The sequence below is a fragment of the Agromyces sp. Root81 genome, from assembly GCF_001429165.1.
Lineage (GTDB): Bacteria > Actinomycetota > Actinomycetes > Actinomycetales > Microbacteriaceae > Agromyces.
Window position 1 is genome coordinate 142,969 of sequence record NZ_LMIR01000001.1, and the last position, 21,430, is coordinate 164,398.

The window sequence follows — 21,430 nt, forward strand, 5'->3', positions numbered from 1 at the left end:
CGGGGCTGGCCAGATGGCCGGCCTGCCTCACGACCGACTGGGAGAATGGTTCGCGTGAGAGCACTGCTGACCGCTGGGGCGTTGTCGCTCGCCTTCACGCTGTTTCTGACCCCGCTGTTCATCCGGCTGTTCACTCGGCTCGGGTGGGGGCAGTTCATCCGCGACGACGGGCCGCAGAGCCATCACGTCAAGCGCGGCACGCCCACGATGGGCGGCATCATCTTCATCCTGGGCACCCTGTTCGGATACTTCATCGCGACCCTCCTCGTCAGCAACGAGCAACCGACGGCGTCGGGACTGCTCGTGCTCTTCATGATGGTCGGGCTCGGCGCCGTCGGATTCCTCGATGACTTCCTGAAGACCCGCAAGAAGCAGAGCCTCGGTCTCGGCGGCTGGGCGAAGGTCTCGGGCCAGGTGATCGTGGCCGGCGTGTTCGCGCTGCTCGCGCTCCAGTTCCCGAACGAGTACGGCGTCACGCCGGCGAACACGAAGATCTCGTTCATCAGGGACCTCCCGCTCGACTTCATGGTCTTCGGCACCATCGTCGGCGTCATCCTCTACGTGCTGTGGATCTGCCTGATCACGACGGGCACGTCGAACGCCGTGAACGTCACCGACGGCCTCGACGGCCTCGCCACCGGTGCGTCGATCCTCGCGATCGGCTCCTTCGTCGTCATCGGCTTCTGGCAGTTCAACCAGTCGCGGTTCAGCGAGAACCTGAACCAGGCCGACCTCTACCGTGCGTACGACGTGCGCGACCCGCTCGACATCGCGATCGTGGCGACGGCGATCGTCGGCGGACTCATCGGCTTCCTGTGGTGGAACACCAACCCCGCGAAGATCTACATGGGCGACACGGGCTCCCTCGCCCTCGGCGGGGCGCTCGCGGCGCTCGCGATCGTCAGCCACACCGAGCTCCTCCTCCTGCTCATCGGCGGACTCTTCGTGATCGAGACCGGTTCGGTCATCGTGCAGCGCGCGTACTTCAAGCTCACCCACGGCAAACGCATCTTCCTGATGAGTCCGATCCACCATCACTTCGAACTGAAGGGATGGGCCGAGGTCACGATCGTCGTGCGCTTCTGGATCATCGGCGGCCTGCTCGTCGCAGCGGGCGTCGGCGCCTTCTACTTCGAGTGGCTGCAGAGCTGATGACGGATGCCGCTTCGCCCACCTCCGATCGCCTGGATGCGCTGACCAGCTGGAACGCCGACTGGCGCGGCCTCCGCGTCGTCGTTATGGGTCTCGGTGTCACGGGGTTCGCCGTGGCCGACACCCTGACCGAGCTCGGAGCGTCGGTGCTCGTCGTCGCGCCCGAGGTCGACGACGACCGCGCGCGCATCCTCGAGGTCATCGGGGCCGGTCTGCTGCGGCATCCGCTCGACGTCGTGCCCGCAGAGGTCGTCGACTTCGCGCCCGAGCTCATCGTGGCCTCGCCGGGCTTCCATCCCGATCACCCGATGCTCACCTGGGCGGCGGATTCGTCGATCGCGGTCTGGGGCGACATCGAGCTCGCCTGGCGGGTGCGCGACAAGGTGAACACCGCCGAGTGGATCCTCGTCACCGGCACGAACGGCAAGACGACGACCGTGCAGATGGCGGCGACCTTCCTCGCCGCGAACGGGCTGCGGGCGGCACCGTGCGGCAACATCGGCGTGCCGGTGCTCGATGCCGTGCGCGACCCCGGCGGCTTCGACGTGCTCGTCGTGGAGCTTTCCAGCTACCAGCTGCACCACCTGCCGACTTCGGGGCCGGGAGCCCTGCACCCGTGGGCGAGCACGGTCCTGAACATCGCCGACGACCACCTCGACTGGCACGGCTCGTTCGAGGCGTACCGGGCCGCCAAGGCGACCGTCTACGAGAACACGAAGATCGCGTGCGTGTACAACCGCGCCGACGAGGTCACGCGCCGCATGGTCGAGGACGCCCAGGTCGAGGAGGGCGCCCGCGCCATCGGCTTCGGGCTCGATGTGCCGGGGCCGAGCGACTTCGGCGTCGTCGACGGGATCCTCTGCGACCGGGCGTTCCTCGACGATCGCCATTCGGCGGCGCTCGAGCTCATCACGCTCGACGAACTCGAACCGAACGGTCTCGCCGCGCCGCACGTCGTCGCCAACATCCTCGCCGCCTCCGCCCTCGCCCGCTCGTTCGGCGTGCCGGTGGGCGTGATCCACGACGCGCTCGGCGAGTTCCGTCTCGACGCGCACCGCATCGAGACGGTGGCGGTGTCCGGCGGCATCCGCTGGGTCGACGACTCCAAGGCGACGAATCCGCACGCGGCCGAAGCGTCGCTCCGCGCCTTCGGCACGGTTGTCTGGATCGTCGGGGGCCTCCTGAAGGGCGTCGACGCCGATGCGCTCGTCGCGGCCCACGTCGCACGCCTCCGCGCAGCGATCGTGATCGGCGTCGATCGGGCGGCACTCGTCGCCGCGTTCCGCCGACACGCGCCGGAGCTGCCGCTCTTCGAAGTGATCACGGATGACACTGAAACGGTGATGCCCGACGCGGTCGCCCTGGCCGCGGCGGTCGCTGAAGAGGGCGACACTGTGCTCCTCGCGCCCGCTGCGGCATCGATGGACCAGTTCGCCGACTACGGCGACCGCGGACGGCGGTTCCACGAAGCGGTCGGATCGATGCTGGGAGGTGAGGCGGATGGCGACTCCGCCCCGCGCGAACCGCTCCCAGGAGCCTGAGCGGTCGGGCGTCTCCGCCTCCAGGATCCGTCTCGGGCGCGTGTTCCGCGTCGAGTCGGCCGATTACTTCCTGCTGCTCGGCACGACGCTCTTCCTGGTCGTCTTCGGCCTCGTGATGGTGCTCTCCGCCTCCGTCGTGCAGTCGCACCTCGAGGACGAGAGCTTCTTCGCGCAGGCGCTGCGCCAGGGGCTCTTCGCCGTCTTCGGCATTCCGATCATGCTCATCGCGAGCCGTATGCCCGAGAAGTTCTGGATGCGGATCGCCTGGCCGACGCTCATCGTCTCGTGCGTCCTGCAGCTCCTCGTCGTGGCGACGCCGCTCGGTATCGAGGTCGGCGGCAACACCAACTGGATCCAGCTCGGGCCCATGCAATTCCAGCCGTCGGAGCTCATCAAGGTGGCGCTCGTCATGTGGCTGGGACTCATCGTCACGAAGAAGGAGGCGCAGCTCGGCGACTTCACGCACGGCGTGCTGCCGATCGTCCTCGTCGGCGGCAGCGCGATCGGCCTGGTGCTCCTCGGCGGCGACCTCGGCACGGTCATGATCATGGGCGCGATGCTCCTCGGCGCGCTCTTCCTCATCGGCGTCCGGCTGCGGTTGCTGCTTCCGCCGATCCTCGCCGCGCTCCTGGTCTTCGGGCTCGTCGCGATCTCGAGCGAGAACCGCATGCGGCGCATCACGTCGTTCCTCGACGCGAACTGCGAGAACGGCGGCACGGGCGATGCCATCAGCGACTGCTGGCAGATCCAGCACGGCTCGTTCGCCCTCGCGAACGGCGGGATCTTCGGCGTCGGGCTCGGCAACTCGGCCGCGAAGTGGTCCTGGCTTCCCGCTGCCGACAACGACTTCATCTTCGCGATCATCGGCGAGGAGCTCGGCCTGATCGGCGCGATCGTGGTCATCGCGATGTTCGTGGTGCTCGCCGTGGCGCTCGGACGCGTGCTCCGAGGTGCGCGCACGCCCTTCGCTCGCACGGTCTCGGCGGCGGTGCTCGTGTGGATCATCGGTCAGGCGTGTGTCAATATCGGTGTCGTGCTCGGCGTCTTCCCTGTCCTCGGTGTGCCGTTGCCGCTCGTCTCCGCGGGTGGCACGGCCCTGCTCACCACGCTCTTCGCGATCGGCATCGTGCTGTCGGTCGCGCGCGACCCGGAGGCCCCGGCGCGCGCCGCGGCGCGCGCGGCAGCCCGCAAGAGCGGTCGCTCCTCGGCCACGCGAGCCGCGCGATGAGCGCCACGTACCTCCTCGCGGGCGGCGGCACGGCCGGTCACGTCAATCCGCTGCTGGCGGTCGCCGACCGGTTGCGCGAACGCGATCCCGAAGCGACCGTGCTCGTGCTGGGAACGGCCGAGGGCCTCGAGGCGCGCCTCGTGCCGGCTCGCGGCTACGAGCTGCTGACGATCGCGAAGGTCCCGTTCCCACGGCGGCCGAATCGTGCGGCCGTCGCGTTCCCCGCCCGGTTCCGCGAGTCGATCGCCGAGGTTCGCCGCATCATCGAGGAGCGCGGCGTCGACGTCGTCGTGGGCTTCGGCGGCTACGTCTCGACGCCCGCCTACCTCGCAGCGCGTCGCAGCGGCATCCCGGTCGCGATCCACGAGGCGAACGCGCGCCCGGGCCTCGCGAACCGCCTCGGCGCCCGATTCGCAGCGACCGTCGGGGTCGCGTTCGAGGGCACGCCGCTGCCCGGCGCGCGGCTCGTGGGCATGCCGCTCCGCCGCGAGATCGAGACGCTCGATCCAGCGGCACTCCGAGACGCGGCGGCCGTCCACTTCGGTCTCGACCCGTCTCGCCCCGTGCTCCTCGCCACCGGCGGTTCCCTCGGCGCCCGGCGCATCAACCGCACGATGGTCGACTCGGCCGCCGCCATCACGGCAGCCGGGTGGCAGGTGCTGCACGTCACCGGTGCGAAGTCCGAGGTCGCCGACCCGGGCCTGGCCGACTACCGCATGGTCGAGTACGCCGACCGCATGGACCTCGCCCTCGCCGTCGCCGACGCCGCGGTCTCGCGCGCCGGAGCCGCCACGGTCTGCGAGCTCTCGGCGCTCGGCATCCCCGCGGTCTTCGTGCCGTACCCGGTCGGCAACGGCGAGCAGCGGTTCAACGCCGCCGGCGTCGTCTCGGCCGGGGGAGCAGTGCTCGTCGACGACGCCGCGTTCGTCCCCGAGTGGGTCGACGCGACCCTGCTGCCGATGCTCGCCGACGCCGAACGACTCGGCGCGATGGCCGACGCCGCGGCGTCCGTCGGGTTCCGCGACGGCACCGACCGCATGGTCGCGCTCGTCGACGAAGCCCTCGGCGGGGCAGCCGACGACCACCCGCAAGGCGCGTAACGTGGAGTGAGCGGATGTCGCGGCATCCGCTCGTTCAGAACCTCGCGCTTCGGCGTACCGCACCCGTCCGCATCCCGACCGCACCGCACCCAGGAAGCCGCAGCACCGTGACGATCAAGCCCGACCTCTCCGCCCAGATCCCCGCCGAACTCGGCGCCGTGCACTTCGTCGGCATCGGCGGCTCGGGCATGAGCGGCATCGCCCGCCTCATGCTCGGCGACGGGCACCGGGTCACCGGCTCCGACGTGCGCGACTCCGCCAACATCGCGGCGCTCCGCGAACTCGGTGCCGAGATCGCGATCGGACACGATGCCGCGAACCTCGCCGACGACATCGACACCGTGGTCGTCACCGGCGCGCTCTGGGAGGACAACCCCGAATACCGCCTCGCGCTCGAGCGCGGCCTGCCGGTGCTGCACCGCTCGCTCGCCCTCGCCGCACTGATCGCCGGCCGCCGACTCGTGTCGGTCGCGGGCGCGCACGGCAAGACCACGTCGACGGGCATGATCGTCACGGGCCTGCTCGCCCTCGGCGAGGATCCGAACTTCGTCAACGGCGGCGTCATCGAGGGGCTCGGCGTCTCGTCGGCCGCCGGCGACGGCGAGCTGTTCGTCGTCGAGGCAGACGAGTCCGACGGCTCGTTCCTGCTCTACGACACGTCGGTCGCCCTCATCACGAACGTCGACCCCGACCACCTCGACCACTACGGTTCGCGCGATGCCTTCGAGCAGGCGTTCGTGTCGTTCGGCGACGCGGCGCGGGAGCTCGTGGTCGTCTCCTCCGACGATGCCGGCGCGAAGCGGGTCACCGAGAAGCTCTCGAACCCGAACGTGGTGACGTTCGGCCAGGCTGAGGATGCCACGGTGCGCGTGCACTCGGTCGAGACCGACGGTCCCGTCTCCTTCGCCGTGGACTACGCCGGTGCGACGTACACGGCGACCCTGCGCATCCCCGGACTGCACAATGCGATCAACGCGGCGGGCGCGTTCGCGGTGCTCGTCGGCCTCGGGTTCGACCCCGAGGCATCCCTCGCGGGCATCGCCCGGTTCGCCGGCACCGGCCGTCGGTTCGAACTGCACGGCACCGTCGGCGGCGTGAGCGTCTACGACGACTACGCGCACCACCCCACCGAGGTCGCCGCGGCCCTTGCGGCCGCCCGCACCGTGGTCGGCGAGGGCCGGATCATCGCGGTGCACCAGCCGCACACGTACAGCCGCACGCAGACCTTCGCGAGGGAGTTCGCCGAGGTGCTCGAGCAGTACGCCGACGAGACGGTCGTGCTCGACGTCTACGGCGCGCGCGAAGACCCGGTGCCCGGCGTGACCGGTGCGCTCGTCAGCGAGCGGTTCGCCGACCCCGCCCACGTCTCCTTCGTGCCCGACTGGCAGCAGGCCGCCGACTACACCGCGAGCATCGCGCGTGACGGCGACTTCGTGATCACCCTCGGCTGCGGCGACGTCTATCGCATCGTGCCGCAGCTGCTCGGCTCGCTCGAGCGGGAGCGCGGATGACGTCGGAGCCCGCGTGAAACGGCCCCAGGGGTTCGACGAACCGGTCGCGCGGGCGCCGCGCGACCGACGCCCTGCGCCTGAGACGGCACCCGAACCGCAGCGGCCCCAACGGCCGAGCGCCTCGGCGGGTGCGCGATCGCAGGCCGGCCCGGCATCGAACGCCGGTCGCGCATCGAGTACCGCCGCCGGGTACCGCGCCGACGACGTCTCGACGGAGCCGATCACGGTCGTCACCGGTGCGCCCGCGGTGTCCGTCCCGACCGGATCGGCCGGACAGGCCACGTCGGTTCTCGCGGCACCTGCGGGTTCGGTCGCCGCGGGCGATGCTCCGGATGCCCCGATGGCAGCGCGTGCTGCAGCCGCGCCGCCGAAGACCGCGAGGGCGACGAAGCGGGAGCTGGCGGCCGCGAGCCGCGAACGTCGCAAGTACGAGCGGCAGGAGGTGCGTCGCTTCACGAAGCGCTCGCGCCGTCGACGCATCGCGTGGTCGGTCGTGCTCGGCTCGATCGTGGCGCTCGTGGTCGTCGTCGCGGTCGGCGCGTACTCGCCGCTCATGGCACTTCGGGAGGTTCGGGTCGAGGGGGCCGCTCGCATCCCGGTCGCCGAGGTGCAGGCGGCGTTCGACGACCAGCTCGGCACTCCGCTGCCGCTCATCGCGAGCGCCGACGTGCTCGCGGCGCTCTCGGACTTCCCGCTCATCGAGACCTACTCGACGGAGACCATCCCGCCGGGCACCCTCGTCGTGCGCATCGTCGAGCGGGTGCCGGTGGGCGTCGTCGACACGGGCGAGGGTCTGGAACTCGTCGACGCAGCGGGCGTCGTCATCGAGCGACCGGCGGAGCGCCCGGAGGGCCAGCCGATGATCGTCGCAGAGGGCGGCGTGGCCGGCGAGGGGTTCCGCGCGGCGGCCGCGGTGATCAGGAGCCTTCCGGCCGAGGTGCGCGGTCAGCTCGTCGGCGCCACGGCGGCGACCGCGGACGACGTGCGCCTCGAGCTCGCGAGCGGGGCGACCGTCGTCTGGGGGAGCGCCGAGGAGTCGGGGCAGAAGGCCGCGGTGCTCGCCAAACTGATGGCCTATGCGCCGCCCGACACGGTCGGCGAGTACGACGTGTCGTCGCCGACGAGCGCCGTCACGCGCTGATCGAGCGCCCGATCGCGTCGATTCCGGGCCGATCCGCCGGGTGGTTCGCGACACGCGGGCGCGCCGTTCGCCGCCGAAGGCGCGGTACGCCTACCGTGATCACAGGAATTGCATACTCAGCAAAACTTTAACCTTCGACTAGAGGTTCAGGGTTCAGAGTTCGCACGGAAGGCCGGTCATGTCGACAAACCAGAACTACCTCGCCGTCATCAAGGTCGTCGGTATCGGCGGCGGCGGTGTCAACGCCGTCAATCGAATGATCGAGCTCGGCCTCCGCGGGGTCGAGTTCATCGCGATCAACACCGACGCGCAGGCGCTGCTCATGTCGGACGCCGACGTGAAGCTCGACGTGGGGCGCGACCTCACTCGCGGCCTCGGCGCGGGCGCCGACCCCGAGGTGGGGCGTCGTGCCGCCGAAGACCACGCGGAAGAGATCGAGGAGGCGCTCGCGGGCGCCGACATGGTCTTCGTCACGGCGGGCGAGGGCGGTGGCACCGGAACCGGCGGTGCGCCGGTCGTTGCACGCATCGCGAAGTCGATCGGCGCGCTCACCATCGGTGTCGTCACGAAGCCGTTCGGGTTCGAGGGCAAGCGTCGCCAGACCCAGGCCGAACAGGGCGTCGCGCGCCTGAAGGAAGAGGTCGACACCCTCATCGTGGTGCCGAACGACCGCCTGCTCGAGATCAGCGACCGCGGCATCTCCATGCTCGAGGCCTTCGCCACGGCCGACCAGGTGCTGCTCGCCGGTGTCCAGGGCATCACGGACCTCATCACGACCCCTGGCCTCATCAACCTCGACTTCGCCGATGTGAAGTCGGTCATGCAGGGTGCGGGCTCCGCGCTCATGGGCATCGGCTCGTCGCGGGGGGCCGATCGTGCGATCAAGGCCGCCGAACTCGCCGTCGCGAGCCCGCTGCTCGAGGCGTCGATCGACGGCGCCCACGGCGTGCTGCTCTCGATCCAGGGCGGCTCGAACCTCGGCATCTTCGAGATCAACGACGCCGCCCGGCTCGTGCAGGAGGCGGTGCACCCCGAGGCGAACATCATCTTCGGTGCGGTCATCGACGACACGCTCGGCGACGAGGTGCGCGTCACGGTCATCGCTGCGGGCTTCGATGGCGGCGAGCCCAATGCGAAGCCGGTCGAGGCGCGGCGCACGAACTTCGTGCCTGCTGCAGTGGGCGCGGCCGTCGGCGGCGGTGCCATCTCGAGCGAGGCGGCCGACGTCATCTCCGAGATCGACATCGACGAGCTCGTCGAGACGGCGAACTGGGGCGAGGTCGAGTCGGCGACGGCCGATCAGATCGTCTCGGACCCCGCGTTCGACACCGACGACGACGACCTCGACATCCCCGATTTCCTGAAGTGAGCGTCGATCCCGGCTCCGACGCGGCGCCGGCCTCCGGTTCCCTGGCCGCGCGCCTCGCCGAGGTGACCGGTCGGGTCGCGGATGCCGCGACGGACGCGGGTCGCGACCCTGCCGAGATCACCACGATCGTCGTCACGAAGTTCCACCCCGCGTCGCTCGTGGAGCAGCTCGCGGCTCTCGGCGTGCGCGATGTCGGCGAGAACCGTCATCAGGAGGCGCAGGCGAAGGCCGCAGAGCTCGCGGGACTCGACCTGCGCTGGCACTTCGTGGGGCAGCTGCAAAGCAAGAAGGCCAGGCAGGTGCGCGCGTACGCCTCTGCGATCCACTCAGTGGACCGGCCGGCGCTCGTCGACGCGCTGCGTTCCGAAGAGGCATCCGTCGACTGCTTCGTGCAGGTGAACCTCACCGACGATCCCGGCCGCGGAGGAGTCGCTCCCGAGGCGCTGGAGGCGCTCGTGGCGCACGTGCTCGAGACGCCCGGCCTGCGCCTGCGCGGGCTCATGGCGGTCGCGCCGCTCGACGAACCCGCGCGGCCGGCGTTCGCCCGTGTTCGCGCGATGTCCGAGCAGGTGCAGAAACTCGAGCCCACCGCGCGTGATCTGTCCATGGGGATGTCGCACGATTTTCGCGACGCGATCATGGAGGGTGCGACACACCTGAGAATCGGAACGGCAATCACCGGGAATCGGCCGGTCGCCGGTTAACCTCGAAGAGACGGAACACAGACGGAGGCAGCGATGTCGAACCCGCTCAAGAAGACGATGGTCTATCTCGGACTCGCCGATGAAGAGCTCGAAGAGGAGACCACGCAGACACACGCGCCAGCACCGGTGACCCCGGTCGCGAACGCGGCGCCTGCACCGAGGACCGGTGCATCGGTGACGCCGCTGCGCAAGAACCATGTCCAACCGAGCACACCGCAGGCGGAGATGAACGAGATCCTGACCGTCCACCCGCGTCAGTACCGTGACGCGCAGGTGATCGCCGAGTCCTTCCGTGAGGGAGTCCCCGTGATCATCAACCTCTCGCAGATGTCGGATGCCGATGCGCGGCGTCTCATCGACTTCGCGAGCGGCCTCTCGCAGGGCCTCTACGGAAAGATCGAGCGCGTGACGAGCAAGGTGTTCCTGCTCTCGCCCGCCCATGTGGTCGTCTCGGGGGAGACCGGCGAGAGTGAAGGCGACGTGGACGCGTCGTTCTTCACGCACGCGTAGCCCGTAATGGGCGCGCTGCTCGTCGTCTGGAACATCCTCTACCTCCTGCTGCTCATCTACTTCTTCGTGATGTGGGGGCGGTTCGTGCTGGATCTGGTGCGCACCTTCAACAGGTCGTGGCGCCCGAGCGGCGCCTGGCTCGTGCTCGTGGAGGCTGTCTACAGCCTCACCGATCCGCCGGTGCGCTTCTTCAGGCGGCTCGTGCCGCCGATCCGCATCGGCCAGGTCGCACTGGATCTGGGGTGGAGTCTCGCCATGCTCGTCGTGATCGTGGCGATGACCGTGGTGAACCTGCTGGCACAGGCGGCGTCCGTGTCCGGCTGATGATCTCCTGCGAGGGTCGAGGTCGAGACGATCGGCACTCACGACTCTGAGGATGTCTTTGCTACCGTTAGCTGAACGTGATCGAACAAGTTCGACAGATTTGAGGGTGGAAAGCCATGGCGCTAACTCCGGAAGATGTGGTCAACAAGCGCTTCCAAGCGACGAAGTTCCGGGAAGGGTATGACCAAGACGAGGTCGACGACTTCCTCGACGAGGTCGTCGTCGAGCTTCGTCGACTGAACGGGGAGAACGAGGAGCTGCGTCAGCGGCTGTCCGCGGCCGAGGCCCGTGCTGCGGAGGCCGCCAAGGCTCCCGCCGCCGCTGCGCCGGCAGCTGCCGCGGTCTACACCGAGCCGGCGGCTCCGCCGCCCACGGTCGCGGTGCCGATGCAGCAGCCCGTCTCGCAGCAGTCGGACTTCGACGAGCAGGCGAGCACGACGAACCTCCTGCAGCTCGCCCGTCGCCTGCACGAGGAGCACGTCCGCGAGGGCGTCGAGAAGCGCGATGCGCTCATCGCCGAGGGGCACGCCACCGCAGCGCGGGTCGTCGCCGAGGCCGAGGCCAAGCAGCGCGCCCAGATCGGCGTGCTCGACCAGGAGCGCGTCGCGCTCGAGAAGCGCGTCGACGAGCTCCGCGTGTTCGAGCGCGACTACCGTGCGAAGCTCAAGAACTACATCGAGGGCCAGCTGCGCGAACTCGACACCGCGGCCCCCGTGCAGGTGACCGGCAACCAGGGCTTCTCGTCGCCGGTCGGCGCCTCGGGCATGCCCGCGGAGCAGCCCGCACCGACGTTCCAGGGCTTTGGAGGCTGAGCGGGCCGCGAAGGTCGGCTCCACCACCGCCCTCCTGGTCGTGGCCGGCGCCGCTCTCGCGGCGTACGGCCTCGACCAGTCGAGCAAGTTCCTCGTCGTCTCGAACCTCACCGAGGGCGAGATCGTCCCGGTGCTCGGCTCGGTGCTGCAATGGCAGTTCGTGCGCAACCCCGGCGCGGCCTTCTCGCTCGCGAGCGGGATGACCTGGATCTTCACGATCCTCGCCGCCGGCGTGATCACCTTCATCGTGTGGTTCGCCCGGCGCATCCGCTCGATCGCCTGGGCCGTCGTCTTCGGACTCCTGCTCGGCGGCGTGCTCGGCAACCTGACCGACCGGCTCTTCCGAGAGCCGTCGTTCGGCCTCGGGCACGTGATCGACTTCATCTCGACTCCGTGGCTGATCCCGGCGATCTACAACATCGCCGACATCGCGATCGTGTCGAGCATGGTGCTCTTCATGATCCTCACCATCCGCGGCATCGGCCTCGACGGATCGCGCGAGGCGCGTCCGGTCAAGGACGGATCCGAACCCGCAGCTGCGAGCGAGGCGCCGACGGTCACGTCGGCGGAGGGTGACGCCCCGCTTCGCGAAGCCGTCTCCGGCGCCTGATGGAGCACCGTTCCTTCCCCGTTCCCGACGGGCTCGAGGGCTCGCGCGTCGACGCGGGCCTGGCGAAGCTCCTCGGCTTCTCGCGCACGCTCGCTGCCGACATCGCCTCGGCGGGCGGCGTCTCGCTCGACGGGGCATCCGTCGACAAATCCGACCGGCTCCGCGCCGGCGCCTGGCTCGAAGTGAGCTGGGAGGAGCCGCGCGGTCTCACGATCGATCCGATCGCCGTGCCCGACCTCGGCATCATCCACGACGACGACGACCTCGTGGTCGTCGACAAGCCGGCCGGCGTCGCGGCGCACCCTTCAGTGGGCTGGAACGGTCCGACCGTCGTCGGGGCGCTCGCGGCCGCGGGCTTCCGCATCTCGACCTCGGGCGCGTCTGAGCGACAGGGCGTCGTGCACCGCCTCGACGCGGGCACCAGCGGCCTCATGGTCGTCGCGAAGTCGGAGCGCGCCTACACCGAGCTGAAGCGCCAGTTCCACGACCGCGAGGTCGAGAAGATCTACCACACGATCGTGCAGGGCCATCCCGATCCGCTCGCCGGGACCATCGACGCGCCGGTCGGCCGCCACCCCAGATCCGAGTGGAAGTTCGCGGTCACCGCCGACGGCAAGCACGCCGTGACCCACTACGAGACGATCGAGGCGTTCCCGTACGCGTCGCTGCTCGAGGTGCATCTCGAGACCGGCCGCACGCACCAGATCCGGGTGCACATGGCCGCCCAGCGCCATCCGTGCGCCGGTGACTCGATGTACGGTGCCGACCCGACGCTGTCTGCGAGGCTCGGCCTCGAACGGCAGTGGCTGCACGCCAAGCAGCTCGCCTTCACCCATCCCGGCGACGGCGAGTGGACGACGTTCGTGTCGGAGTACCCTGCCGACCTCGCACACGCGCTCGGCGTGCTCCGCGGCGACTGAATCCCGCCCGCTCGCGGGCCGGGCGGCCTGGCGTCGCACGGTCGCCGTAGACTTCGAAGACCCCCGAAACACACTCGCCGTACCCGATGAGGAGCCCAGTGGCCACCGATTCCTTCGTCCATCTGCACGTGCACAGCGAGTACTCGATGCTCGACGGCGCAGCGAGGGTGGGGGAGCTCATCCAGGCGGCGAAGGGCGAGGGAATGCCCGCGGTCGCGATCACCGACCACGGCAACGTGTTCGGCGCGTACGACTTCTGGAAGCAGGCGACCGACGCCGGAATCAAGCCGATCATCGGCACCGAGGCCTACATCACCCCGGGTACGGCGCGCGGCGACAAGACCAGGATCCGCTGGGGCAACGGCGGCGGCGACGACGTCTCGGGCTCGGGCGCGTACACGCACATGACGCTGCTCTCCGAGACGACCGAGGGCATGCACAACCTCTTCCGGCTCTCGAGCCGTGCGTCGATCGAGGGCTACTACTTCAAGCCGCGCATGGACCGCGAACTGCTGTCGATGTACTCGAAGGGGCTCATCGCCACGACCGGCTGCCCGTCGGGCGAGGTGCAGACGCGCCTCCGGCTCGGGCAGTACGACGAAGCGGTGAAGGCGGCATCCGACTTCCGCGACATCTTCGGCAAAGAGAACTACTTCGCCGAGATCATGGACCACGGGCTCGGCATCGAGCGCCGCATCATGGAGGATCTGCACCGGCTCGCGAAGGACCTCGCGCTCCCGCTCGTCGCCACGAACGACCTGCACTACACGCACGCCGCCGATGCCAAGAGCCACGCCGCCCTGCTCTGCGTGCAATCGGGCTCGACACTCGACGACCCCAACCGCTTCAAGTTCGACGCCGACGAGTTCTACCTGAAGACCGCCGCCGAGATGCGGCACGTCTTCCGCGACTACCCCGAGGCGTGCGACAACACACTGCTCATCGCCGAGCGCGCCGACGTGCGGTTCAACACCAACGCCAACTACATGCCGCGGTTCCCGGTGCCCGAGGGTGAGAGCGAAGACACCTGGTTCGTGAAGGAGGTCGACCGCGGCCTCGAGGTGCGGTACCCGAACGGCATCCCAGCCGAGGTGCGCAAGCAGGCCGACTACGAGGTCGGCGTGATCCTGCAGATGGGCTTCCCCGGATACTTCCTCGTCGTCGCGGACTTCATCAACTGGTCGAAGAACAACGGCATCCGCGTCGGTCCCGGTCGTGGTTCCGGTGCCGGCTCGATGGCGGCGTACGCCATGCGCATCACCGACCTCGACCCGCTGCAGCACGGCCTGATCTTCGAACGGTTCCTGAACCCCGATCGTGTCTCGATGCCCGACTTCGATGTCGACTTCGACGAGCGTCGTCGCGGCGAGGTCATCAGGTACGTGACCGAGAAGTACGGCGACGAGCGCGTCGCGCAGATCGTGACCTACGGCACGATCAAGGCGAAGCAGGCGCTCAAGGACTCGGGCCGCGTGCTCGGCTTCCCGTTCTCGATGGGCGAGAAGCTCACGAAGGCGATGCCGCCCGCGGTCATGGGCAAGGACATCCCGCTCACCGGCATCTTCGACACGAAGCATCCGCGGTACAAAGAGGCGTCCGACATCCGGGCCATCGTCGAGACCGACCCCGAGGCGAAGACGGTCTTCGAGACGGCGCTCGGCCTCGAGAACCTGAAGCGCCAGTGGGGTGTGCACGCTGCCGGCGTGATCATGTCGAGCGACCCGCTCGTCGACATCATCCCGATCATGAAGCGCGAACAAGACGGTCAGATCGTCACGCAATTCGACTACCCGGCGTGCGAGTCGCTCGGCCTCATCAAGATGGACTTCCTGGGGCTGCGCAACCTCACGATCATCGACGATGCGCTCGACAACATCGAGGCCAACCGTGGCCACCGTCCGGTGCTCGAAGACCTCGCGCTCGACGACCAGGGCGCCTACGACCTGCTCGCGAGGGGCGACACGCTCGGCGTCTTCCAGCTCGACGGCGGGCCCATGCGGTCGCTGCTGCGCCAGATGAAGCCCGACAACTTCGAAGACATCTCGGCCGTCATCGCGCTCTACCGTCCGGGCCCCATGGGTGCGAACTCGCACATCAACTACGCGCTGCGCAAGAACCGCCTGCAGGAGATCACCCCGATCCACCCCGAGTTCGAGGAGTCGCTTCGGGAGATCCTGGACACGAGCTACGGCCTGATCATCTATCAGGAGCAGGTCATGGCGATCGCGCAGAAGGTCGCCGGGTTCTCGCTCGGCCAGGCCGACATCCTGCGCCGCGCGATGGGCAAGAAGAAGAAGTCCGAGCTCGACAAGCAGTACGAGGGCTTCTCCGGAGGCATGAAGGCCAACGGCTATTCGGATGCCGCGATCCAGAAGCTCTGGGAGATTCTGCTCCCGTTCTCGGATTACGCGTTCAACAAGGCGCACTCGGCCGCCTACGGCGTGCTGAGCTACTGGACCGCATATCTGAAAGCCCACTACCCGGCCGAGTACATGGCGGCGCTGCTCACGAGCGTCGGCGATGCGCGTGACAAGCTCGCGCTCTACCTCAACGAATGCCGGCGCATGGGCATCAAGGTGCTGCCGCCCGACGTGAACGAATCGATCGGCTACTTCGCCGCCGTCGGCGAGGACATCCGATTCGGACTCGGCGCGGTCCGCAACGTCGGGTTCAACGTGGTCGACGCGATCCGCGGGGCACGCGAGACGAAGGGCCGGTTCGAGTCCTTCCACGACTTCCTGAAGAAGTCGCCGCTCCCGGTGGCGAACAAGCGCACGGTCGAGTCGCTCGTGAAGGCGGGCGCATTCGACTCGCTGGGGCACACGCGTCGCTCGCTCGTCGAGATCCACGAGGGGGCGGTCGAGTCGGTCGTCAAGGAGAAGCGGGCCGAGGAGGTCGGCGACTTCGGCTTCGACTTCGACAGCCTCTTCGACGACGACGAGCGGGATGCCGCGCCGTCGCTCGTGCCCGCGCGTCCGGAATGGCCGAAGAAGCAGAAGCTGGCCTTCGAGCGCGACATGCTGGGGCTCTACGTGTCCGATCACCCGCTCGCGGGGCTCGAGGCGCCACTCGCGAAACACGCGTCGACGACCATCACCGAACTGATGACCTCGGATGCGACGCAGGATGCCGACACCGTCACGGTCGCGGGTCTCGTCACGAGTGTCCAGCACCGCATTGCGAAGGCCTCGGGCAACCAGTACGGCATGATCACGGTCGAGGACTTCTCGGGTGAGATCACGGTGATGTTCATGGGCAAGGCCTACCAGGAGTTCGCGCCCGGCCTGCAGGCCGATTCGATCGTGGTCGTGCGTGGGCGGGTCAGCATGCGCGACGACGGCATGAACCTGCATGCCTACAGCGTGTTCACGCCGGAACTCGGTCAGGACGAAGAATCGGGCATCGTGAAGATCACCCTGCCCGACCAACGGGCGACGCAGGAGACGACCGAGGCGCTCCGAGACGTGCTCGTGCGTCATCACGGGGAGACCGAGGTCCGGATCACGCTGACGAAGGGCCGCGTCGGTCGCGTCTTCGAGGTCGGGCAGTACCCGGTCAAGGTGACCGCCGACCTCTACGGCGAGCTGAAGAGCCTGCTGGGCCCGAACTGCCTCGTGTGACGCGAACCCGGTTCGTTCGGTGACACGTCGATAGGCTGGGAGCCATCATGCTGCGCACCATCGATCTCCGTGGAACCCGACCGACGACCGCAGGGCTCCTCGCCCTCGTGCCCCGGGCCGCGACCGACGTCTCGGCGGCCCTCGACGCCGCCCGCTCGATCATCGACGAGGTGCGCGAGCACGGCGAGACCGCCCTGCTCGATCAGGCCGAACGCTTCGACGGCGTTCGTCCGACGGCGGTGCGCGTGCCGGCCGATGAACTGGCCGCAGCCCTCGAGGCGCTCGCTCCCGAGATCCGTTCGGCAGCGCTCCAGACGATCGATCGGGTGCGCGCGGCGAGCGAGGCCCAGGTGCCTGCGCCGCAGACGACCGTGCTCTCGGCCGGTGCCGTCGTCGAGCAGCGCTGGCAGCCCGTCGCCCGCGTCGGCCTCTACGTGCCCGGCGGCAAGGCGGTCTACCCGTCGAGCGTGATCATGAACGTCGTGCCGGCCCAGGTGGCCGGAGTGCAGTCGATCGCGCTCGCCTCCCCGCCGCAGTCCGAGTTCGGCGGGCGCGTCCACCCGACCATCGCCGGCATCGCGGCGCTCCTCGGCATCACCGAGGTCTACGCCATGGGCGGCGCCGGCGCGATCGGCGCGTTCGCGTACGGGGTCGAGGGCATCGGGCTCGAGCCGGTGCAGCGGGTCACCGGGCCCGGCAACGTCTTCGTGGCCGCGGCGAAGCGGGTCGTGCAGGCGGTCACGGGCATCGATGCCGAGGCCGGTCCGACCGACATCCTCGTCATCGCCGACGACAGTGCCGACCCCGACTTCGTCGCGGCCGACCTCGTGAGCCAGGCCGAGCACGACGAGCTCGCCGCGGCGGTGCTCGTCACCGACTCCGGAGATCTCGCGGCTCGCGTCGTCGAGCGGCTCGAGGCCCGGGTCGAGGCCACCAGGCACAGTGCACGCGTGCGAGAGGCGATCGACGGCGTGCAGTCGGCGCTCGTGCTCGTCGACGACCTCGAGCAGGCCGCCGACTTCGCGAACGCCTTCGGGCCCGAGCACCTCGAGATCCAGGTGCGCGACGCCGACGCGACGCTCGCCCGCATCGAGAACGCGGGTGCGATCTTCGTCGGCTCCTTCTCTCCAGTCAGCCTCGGCGACTACGCGGCCGGTTCGAATCACGTGCTGCCGACCGGAGGCCAGGCGCGCCACGCCTCGGGGCTCTCCGCGTCGACGTTCCTGCGCCCGCAGCAGGTCGTGCGCTACGACGAGGCGGCGCTGCGCGAGGTCGCCCCGGTGATCGCGGCGCTCTCCGCCGAGGAGGACCTGCCGGCGCACGGCGAGGCGATCACCGCCCGCTTCGCGGACTGACCGCGTCGCGGACTGACCACGCTGCGCTTCGCCCGTACGTCGGTCGGCATGGTCACCGGCTGCATCGACCGCCGCCGCTAGGCTGGGAGCACCATGTACTGTCCCTTCTGCCGTCACCCCGATTCCCGCGTCATCGACTCCCGCACGAGCGACGACGGGCTCTCGATCCGGCGCCGTCGCCAGTGCCCCGAGTGCGGGCGCCGGTTCTCGACGACCGAGACGGCGAGCCTCGTCGTCATCAAGCGGTCCGGCGTGGTCGAGCCGTTCAGTCGCGAGAAGGTCGTGCTGGGCGTCAGGAAGGCGTGCCAGGGGCGCCCGGTGACCGACTCCGACCTCGCGGTGCTCGCGCAGAAGGTCGAGGAGACGATCCGTTCGACGGGCGCGTCGCAGATCGAGGCGAACGACATCGGCCTCGCGATCCTGCCGCCGCTGCGCGAACTCGACGAGGTGGCGTACCTGCGCTTCGCGAGCGTCTACCAGGCGTTCGATTCGCTCGACGATTTCGAGTCCGCGATCGACCAGCTCCGCGAGGAGCACGGCCGTCTGCCGGCGCGACCGGTCGAGTGACGTCGGGGCGGCCGCTCCCACTCCGGTAGCCTGAGGCGCGATGTATCGACTTCTCTTCACCGCCTTCCTCTCCCACATGGACCCTGAAGACGCGCACCACCTCGCGTTCCGGGTCATCCGCGGCCTGCCGACTCTGGGCTTCGGCAAGCTCGTCGAGCGATTCACCGCGCCCGACCCGTCGCTCGCGGTCGAGGCACTGGGACTGCGCTTCCCGTCGCCGTTCGGCGTCGCGGCCGGATTCGACAAGGACGGTCTCGCGGTGCGCGGTCTCGGCCAGCTCGGATTCGGGCACGTCGAGGTCGGCACCATCACGGCGATCGCCCAGCCGGGCAACCCGCGGCCGCGGCTCTTCCGGCTCGTGAGCGACCGGGCACTCGTCAATCGAATGGGCTTCAACAACGGCGGTGCGGATGCCGCGGCGGGCCGTCTCTCACGGCTGTCGCGCCGTCGCGACCGGCCGGTGCTCGGCGTGAACATCGGCAAGAGCCGGGTCACGGCGGTCGAAGACGCGGTCGCCGACTACGAGCGGAGCGCGCGGGTGCTCGCGCCCTTCGCCGACTACCTCGTCGTCAACGTCAGCTCACCGAATACGCCGGGGCTCCGCGGCCTGCAGGAGATCGATTCGCTGGCGCCGCTGCTCGAGACGGTGCGTGCGGCCGCCGGCGACACGCCGTTGCTCGTGAAGATCGCGCCCGACCTCGACGACGCCGAGATCGTGCGCATCTGCGAACTCGTCGGCCGCCTCGGACTCGACGGCATCATCGCCACGAACACCACCATCTCCCGCGAGGGACTCCGCGCCGAGGCATCCGTCGTCGAGGCGATCGGCGCAGGCGGGCTCTCTGGGGCGCCGCTCGCCGCCCGCTCGCTCGAGGTGCTGCGACTCATCCGCGCCCAGGTGCCGGCCGAGCTCTGCGTCGTCTCGGTCGGCGGCGTCGAGACGGCTGCCGACGTGCAGGACCGGCTCGACGCGGGCGCCACGCTCGTGCAGGGCTACTCGGCGTTCATCTACCGGGGTCCGTTCTGGGCCAGGCAGGTCAACCGCGGGCTGGCGAGGTTCGCGCGGAGCCGACGCGCAGCAGTCGCCGCGTAACGGCGCTCAGAGCACGCCGAGGTCGGCGAGCCGGTCGGCGATCGTCGATCCGTCGTTCGCCGAGACCCAGGGCACGCCGGAGCCGTGCTGCTCGGTCTTGGTGCGGCCTCCGGCGAGCACGGCCTCGCCCTTCGAGAGGCGGCGGATCGCGACGGCGGCGACCCGGTCGGGATGCTCGAGCGCGAAGCGCTCGTAGTGCTCCTCGTCGTGCTGGCCGTCGTCGCCGATGAGGAGCCAGCGCATGTCGGGGAACTCCTCGGCGAGACGCCGGAGGTTCTCCTGCTTGTGCTCATGACCGCTCCGGAACCAGCGATCGTGCGTGGGTCCCCAGTCGGTGAGCAGCAGCGGCCCGGCCGGGTAGAGGTTGCGCGACAGGAATCTCGTGAGCGTCGGCGCCACGTTCCAGGCGCCGGTCGACAGGTAGATGACCGGCGAGCCGGGGTGCGAGCGAACGAGGCGTTCGAACAGCACCGCCATGCCGGGGGTGGGGATGCGCGCGTGCTCGTCGAGCACGAAGGTGTTCCAGAACGCGACCAACGGGCGGGGGAGCGCGGTGACCATCACCGTGTCGTCGACGTCGGAGATGATGCCGAAGCGCACATCGGGCCCGACGATCCAGATCGGCGCCTCGACCGGCTCGGATCCCTCGGTGCGGAGCGTCGCCTGATGCCATCCCGGCTCGAGCGAGACCGGCACCTTCGTGTCGACCACGCCGCCGCGGTCGGCGAGCACCTCGATGCGCTTGCCGCCGACTTCGATCACCACGGGCACGTCGCCGACGGGCACGCTCGTGAAGCTGCGCCATCCGCGGATGCCCTGCTCGCCGCGGCGGCGACGACGCTTCGACGTCTCGTCGGGGTCGACCGGTTTGCTGAGCAGTACACGGCAGAGCACGCGCACCCACTCGGTCGATCCGTAACCGGTGTACGGCACGACCGTCGGCACGTGACCTCGGCGTCGCGCCCAGCGCTCGCGGATCTCGTGCACGCGGTCTTCGAGGCGCGCGGCACGATGCCGGACCTGGCGCTCTCGTTGTCCGGCCGGAAGGGGGGAGCTCGCCGGCATCCACTCAGTCTGTCATGCGTCGACGCCGCGTCGCGAAACGAGCCGGGAATGGTCGGATGACCCGCGGAGCTCCGGGTAGAGTGGACGGGCAACTGAGGAGGTTCCGTGCCGAATGTCGACCTGATCCTGGGGGCCGATCCGAGCCGGAGACGCTCGATCCGAACCGAGCCGACGCAGCGACGCAGTACGCAGCGGCTCGATGCGCTGCTGGATGCAGCGGCGGAGATCGTCGACGAGTCCGGATTCGAGCGCCTGACCACGCAGATGGTCGCCGAACGTGCCGGCGCCTCGATCGGCACGGTCTACCGGTACTTCCCCGACCGCGTCGCCGTGCTCTACGCGCTGCGCGAGCGCTCGGTCCGGCGTTTCCGCGAACGCGTCGCCGACGACATGGACGGCATCGAACTCGTCAGCTGGTGGCACGTCATGGACCTGGCGATCGACGCCTGCGCCGCGATGTACCGCGACGAGCCGGGGTTCAGCGTCGTGCACGCCGCGCGCCGCGAGACTCCAGAGGGCGACGTCGAGCCCGAGCTCGCCCACCGCCTCGCCCGCCTCATCGAGGCCGAGTTCGGCGGCGACCTCGACCTGCCGGAGCTCAGGTTCCGCCTCGGCGTCTCGATCGAGCTCGGCGACGCGCTCATCAGCCGGGCCTTCGAGCGCGATGCCGACGGCGACGAACGGTACCTCGCCGAAGCGAAGCGCCTCGTGCGCGACTACCTCACCGAGCACCTCGGCGAGGCGCGCGCCGCCAGCAACGCCGCCTGACGGCCCGCCGCGACGCGACGCGCCGCGCAACGCTCGTTGC

19 protein-coding genes are annotated in these 21,430 nt (G+C 69.5%); 18 read left to right on the forward strand and 1 reads right to left on the reverse strand.

Annotated elements, in window-relative coordinates:
* The first annotated feature begins 54 nt into the window (after window positions 1-54).
* The 17 genes from mraY (at window position 55) to ASE14_RS00790 (ending at window position 19,557) form a co-directional block, all read left to right on the forward strand.
* The gene (gene mraY, locus ASE14_RS00710; protein ID WP_056651564.1) at window positions 55-1,152 is read left to right on the forward strand and encodes a phospho-N-acetylmuramoyl-pentapeptide-transferase; all 1,098 of its coding nucleotides are present in this window, start codon (window positions 55-57) and stop codon (window positions 1,150-1,152) included.
* A complete protein-coding gene (murD, locus tag ASE14_RS00715) occupies window positions 1,152-2,693 on the forward strand; it encodes a UDP-N-acetylmuramoyl-L-alanine--D-glutamate ligase (RefSeq protein ID WP_056649372.1) in 1,542 nt (513 codons plus the stop codon). Before mraY ends, murD begins: the two co-directional genes overlap by 1 nt.
* Window positions 2,653-3,921, forward strand: a complete 1,269-nt coding sequence (ftsW, locus tag ASE14_RS00720; protein WP_056649375.1) for a putative lipid II flippase FtsW — start codon at window positions 2,653-2,655, stop codon at window positions 3,919-3,921. The genes murD and ftsW overlap by 41 nt, the downstream gene beginning before the upstream one ends.
* A complete protein-coding gene (murG, locus tag ASE14_RS00725) occupies window positions 3,918-5,021 on the forward strand; it encodes an undecaprenyldiphospho-muramoylpentapeptide beta-N-acetylglucosaminyltransferase (protein ID WP_056649378.1) in 1,104 nt (367 codons plus the stop codon). The genes ftsW and murG overlap by 4 nt, the downstream gene beginning before the upstream one ends.
* 107 nt (window positions 5,022-5,128) lie before the next feature.
* Complete coding sequence (murC, locus tag ASE14_RS00730; protein WP_056651567.1) at window positions 5,129-6,532, forward strand: UDP-N-acetylmuramate--L-alanine ligase; 1,404 nt, start codon at window positions 5,129-5,131, stop codon at window positions 6,530-6,532.
* Between the two features lie 13 nt (window positions 6,533-6,545).
* Window positions 6,546-7,673: an FtsQ-type POTRA domain-containing protein gene (locus ASE14_RS00735; RefSeq protein ID WP_235511036.1), complete on the forward strand. Its 1,128-nt coding sequence runs from the start codon at window positions 6,546-6,548 to the stop codon at window positions 7,671-7,673.
* Window positions 7,674-7,851: 178 nt separating this feature from the next.
* Complete coding sequence (gene ftsZ, locus ASE14_RS00740) at window positions 7,852-9,042, forward strand: cell division protein FtsZ (RefSeq protein ID WP_056649380.1); 1,191 nt, start codon at window positions 7,852-7,854, stop codon at window positions 9,040-9,042.
* A complete protein-coding gene (locus ASE14_RS00745; protein ID WP_056649383.1) occupies window positions 9,039-9,746 on the forward strand; it encodes a YggS family pyridoxal phosphate-dependent enzyme in 708 nt (235 codons plus the stop codon). The genes ftsZ and ASE14_RS00745 overlap by 4 nt, the downstream gene beginning before the upstream one ends.
* A 33-nt stretch (window positions 9,747-9,779) precedes the next feature.
* Window positions 9,780-10,256: a cell division protein SepF gene (locus ASE14_RS00750; protein WP_056649387.1), complete on the forward strand. Its 477-nt coding sequence runs from the start codon at window positions 9,780-9,782 to the stop codon at window positions 10,254-10,256.
* A 6-nt stretch (window positions 10,257-10,262) separates the two neighbouring features.
* The gene (locus ASE14_RS00755; protein WP_056649390.1) at window positions 10,263-10,580 is read left to right on the forward strand and encodes a YggT family protein; all 318 of its coding nucleotides are present in this window, start codon (window positions 10,263-10,265) and stop codon (window positions 10,578-10,580) included.
* Window positions 10,581-10,696: 116 nt separating this feature from the next.
* The gene (locus ASE14_RS00760; RefSeq protein ID WP_082599870.1) at window positions 10,697-11,392 is read left to right on the forward strand and encodes a DivIVA domain-containing protein; all 696 of its coding nucleotides are present in this window, start codon (window positions 10,697-10,699) and stop codon (window positions 11,390-11,392) included.
* A complete protein-coding gene (gene lspA / locus ASE14_RS00765; protein WP_082599872.1) occupies window positions 11,382-12,002 on the forward strand; it encodes a signal peptidase II in 621 nt (206 codons plus the stop codon). The genes ASE14_RS00760 and lspA overlap by 11 nt, the downstream gene beginning before the upstream one ends.
* Window positions 12,002-12,922 carry an RluA family pseudouridine synthase gene (locus ASE14_RS00770; RefSeq protein WP_056649393.1) on the forward strand — a complete coding sequence of 307 codons (921 nt, stop codon included), beginning with the start codon at window positions 12,002-12,004 and terminating at the stop codon, window positions 12,920-12,922. The genes lspA and ASE14_RS00770 overlap by 1 nt, the downstream gene beginning before the upstream one ends.
* Window positions 12,923-13,008: 86 nt before the next feature.
* On the forward strand, window positions 13,009-16,542 hold the full coding sequence (gene dnaE / locus ASE14_RS00775; protein ID WP_056649396.1) for a DNA polymerase III subunit alpha: 3,534 nt from the start codon (window positions 13,009-13,011) through the stop codon (window positions 16,540-16,542).
* Between the two features lie 47 nt (window positions 16,543-16,589).
* Entirely contained in the window at window positions 16,590-17,897 is a 1,308-nt protein-coding gene (gene hisD, locus ASE14_RS00780) for a histidinol dehydrogenase (RefSeq protein WP_056649399.1), read from the forward strand.
* A gap of 93 nt (window positions 17,898-17,990) precedes the next feature.
* Entirely contained in the window at window positions 17,991-18,464 is a 474-nt protein-coding gene (nrdR, locus tag ASE14_RS00785; protein WP_056008298.1) for a transcriptional regulator NrdR, read from the forward strand.
* Between the two features lie 40 nt (window positions 18,465-18,504).
* Window positions 18,505-19,557: a quinone-dependent dihydroorotate dehydrogenase gene (locus ASE14_RS00790; protein ID WP_056649403.1), complete on the forward strand. Its 1,053-nt coding sequence runs from the start codon at window positions 18,505-18,507 to the stop codon at window positions 19,555-19,557.
* A gap of 6 nt (window positions 19,558-19,563) precedes the next feature.
* Here ASE14_RS00790 and ASE14_RS00795 read toward each other — a convergent pair whose 3' ends face one another.
* A complete protein-coding gene (locus ASE14_RS00795; protein WP_056649406.1) occupies window positions 19,564-20,622 on the reverse strand; it encodes an App1 family protein in 1,059 nt (352 codons plus the stop codon).
* 105 nt (window positions 20,623-20,727) lie between these two features.
* Here ASE14_RS00795 and ASE14_RS00800 point away from each other — a divergent pair, with 105 nt between their 5' ends.
* Complete coding sequence (locus ASE14_RS00800; RefSeq protein WP_082599874.1) at window positions 20,728-21,390, forward strand: TetR/AcrR family transcriptional regulator; 663 nt, start codon at window positions 20,728-20,730, stop codon at window positions 21,388-21,390.
* Window positions 21,391-21,430: the final 40 nt, after the last annotated feature.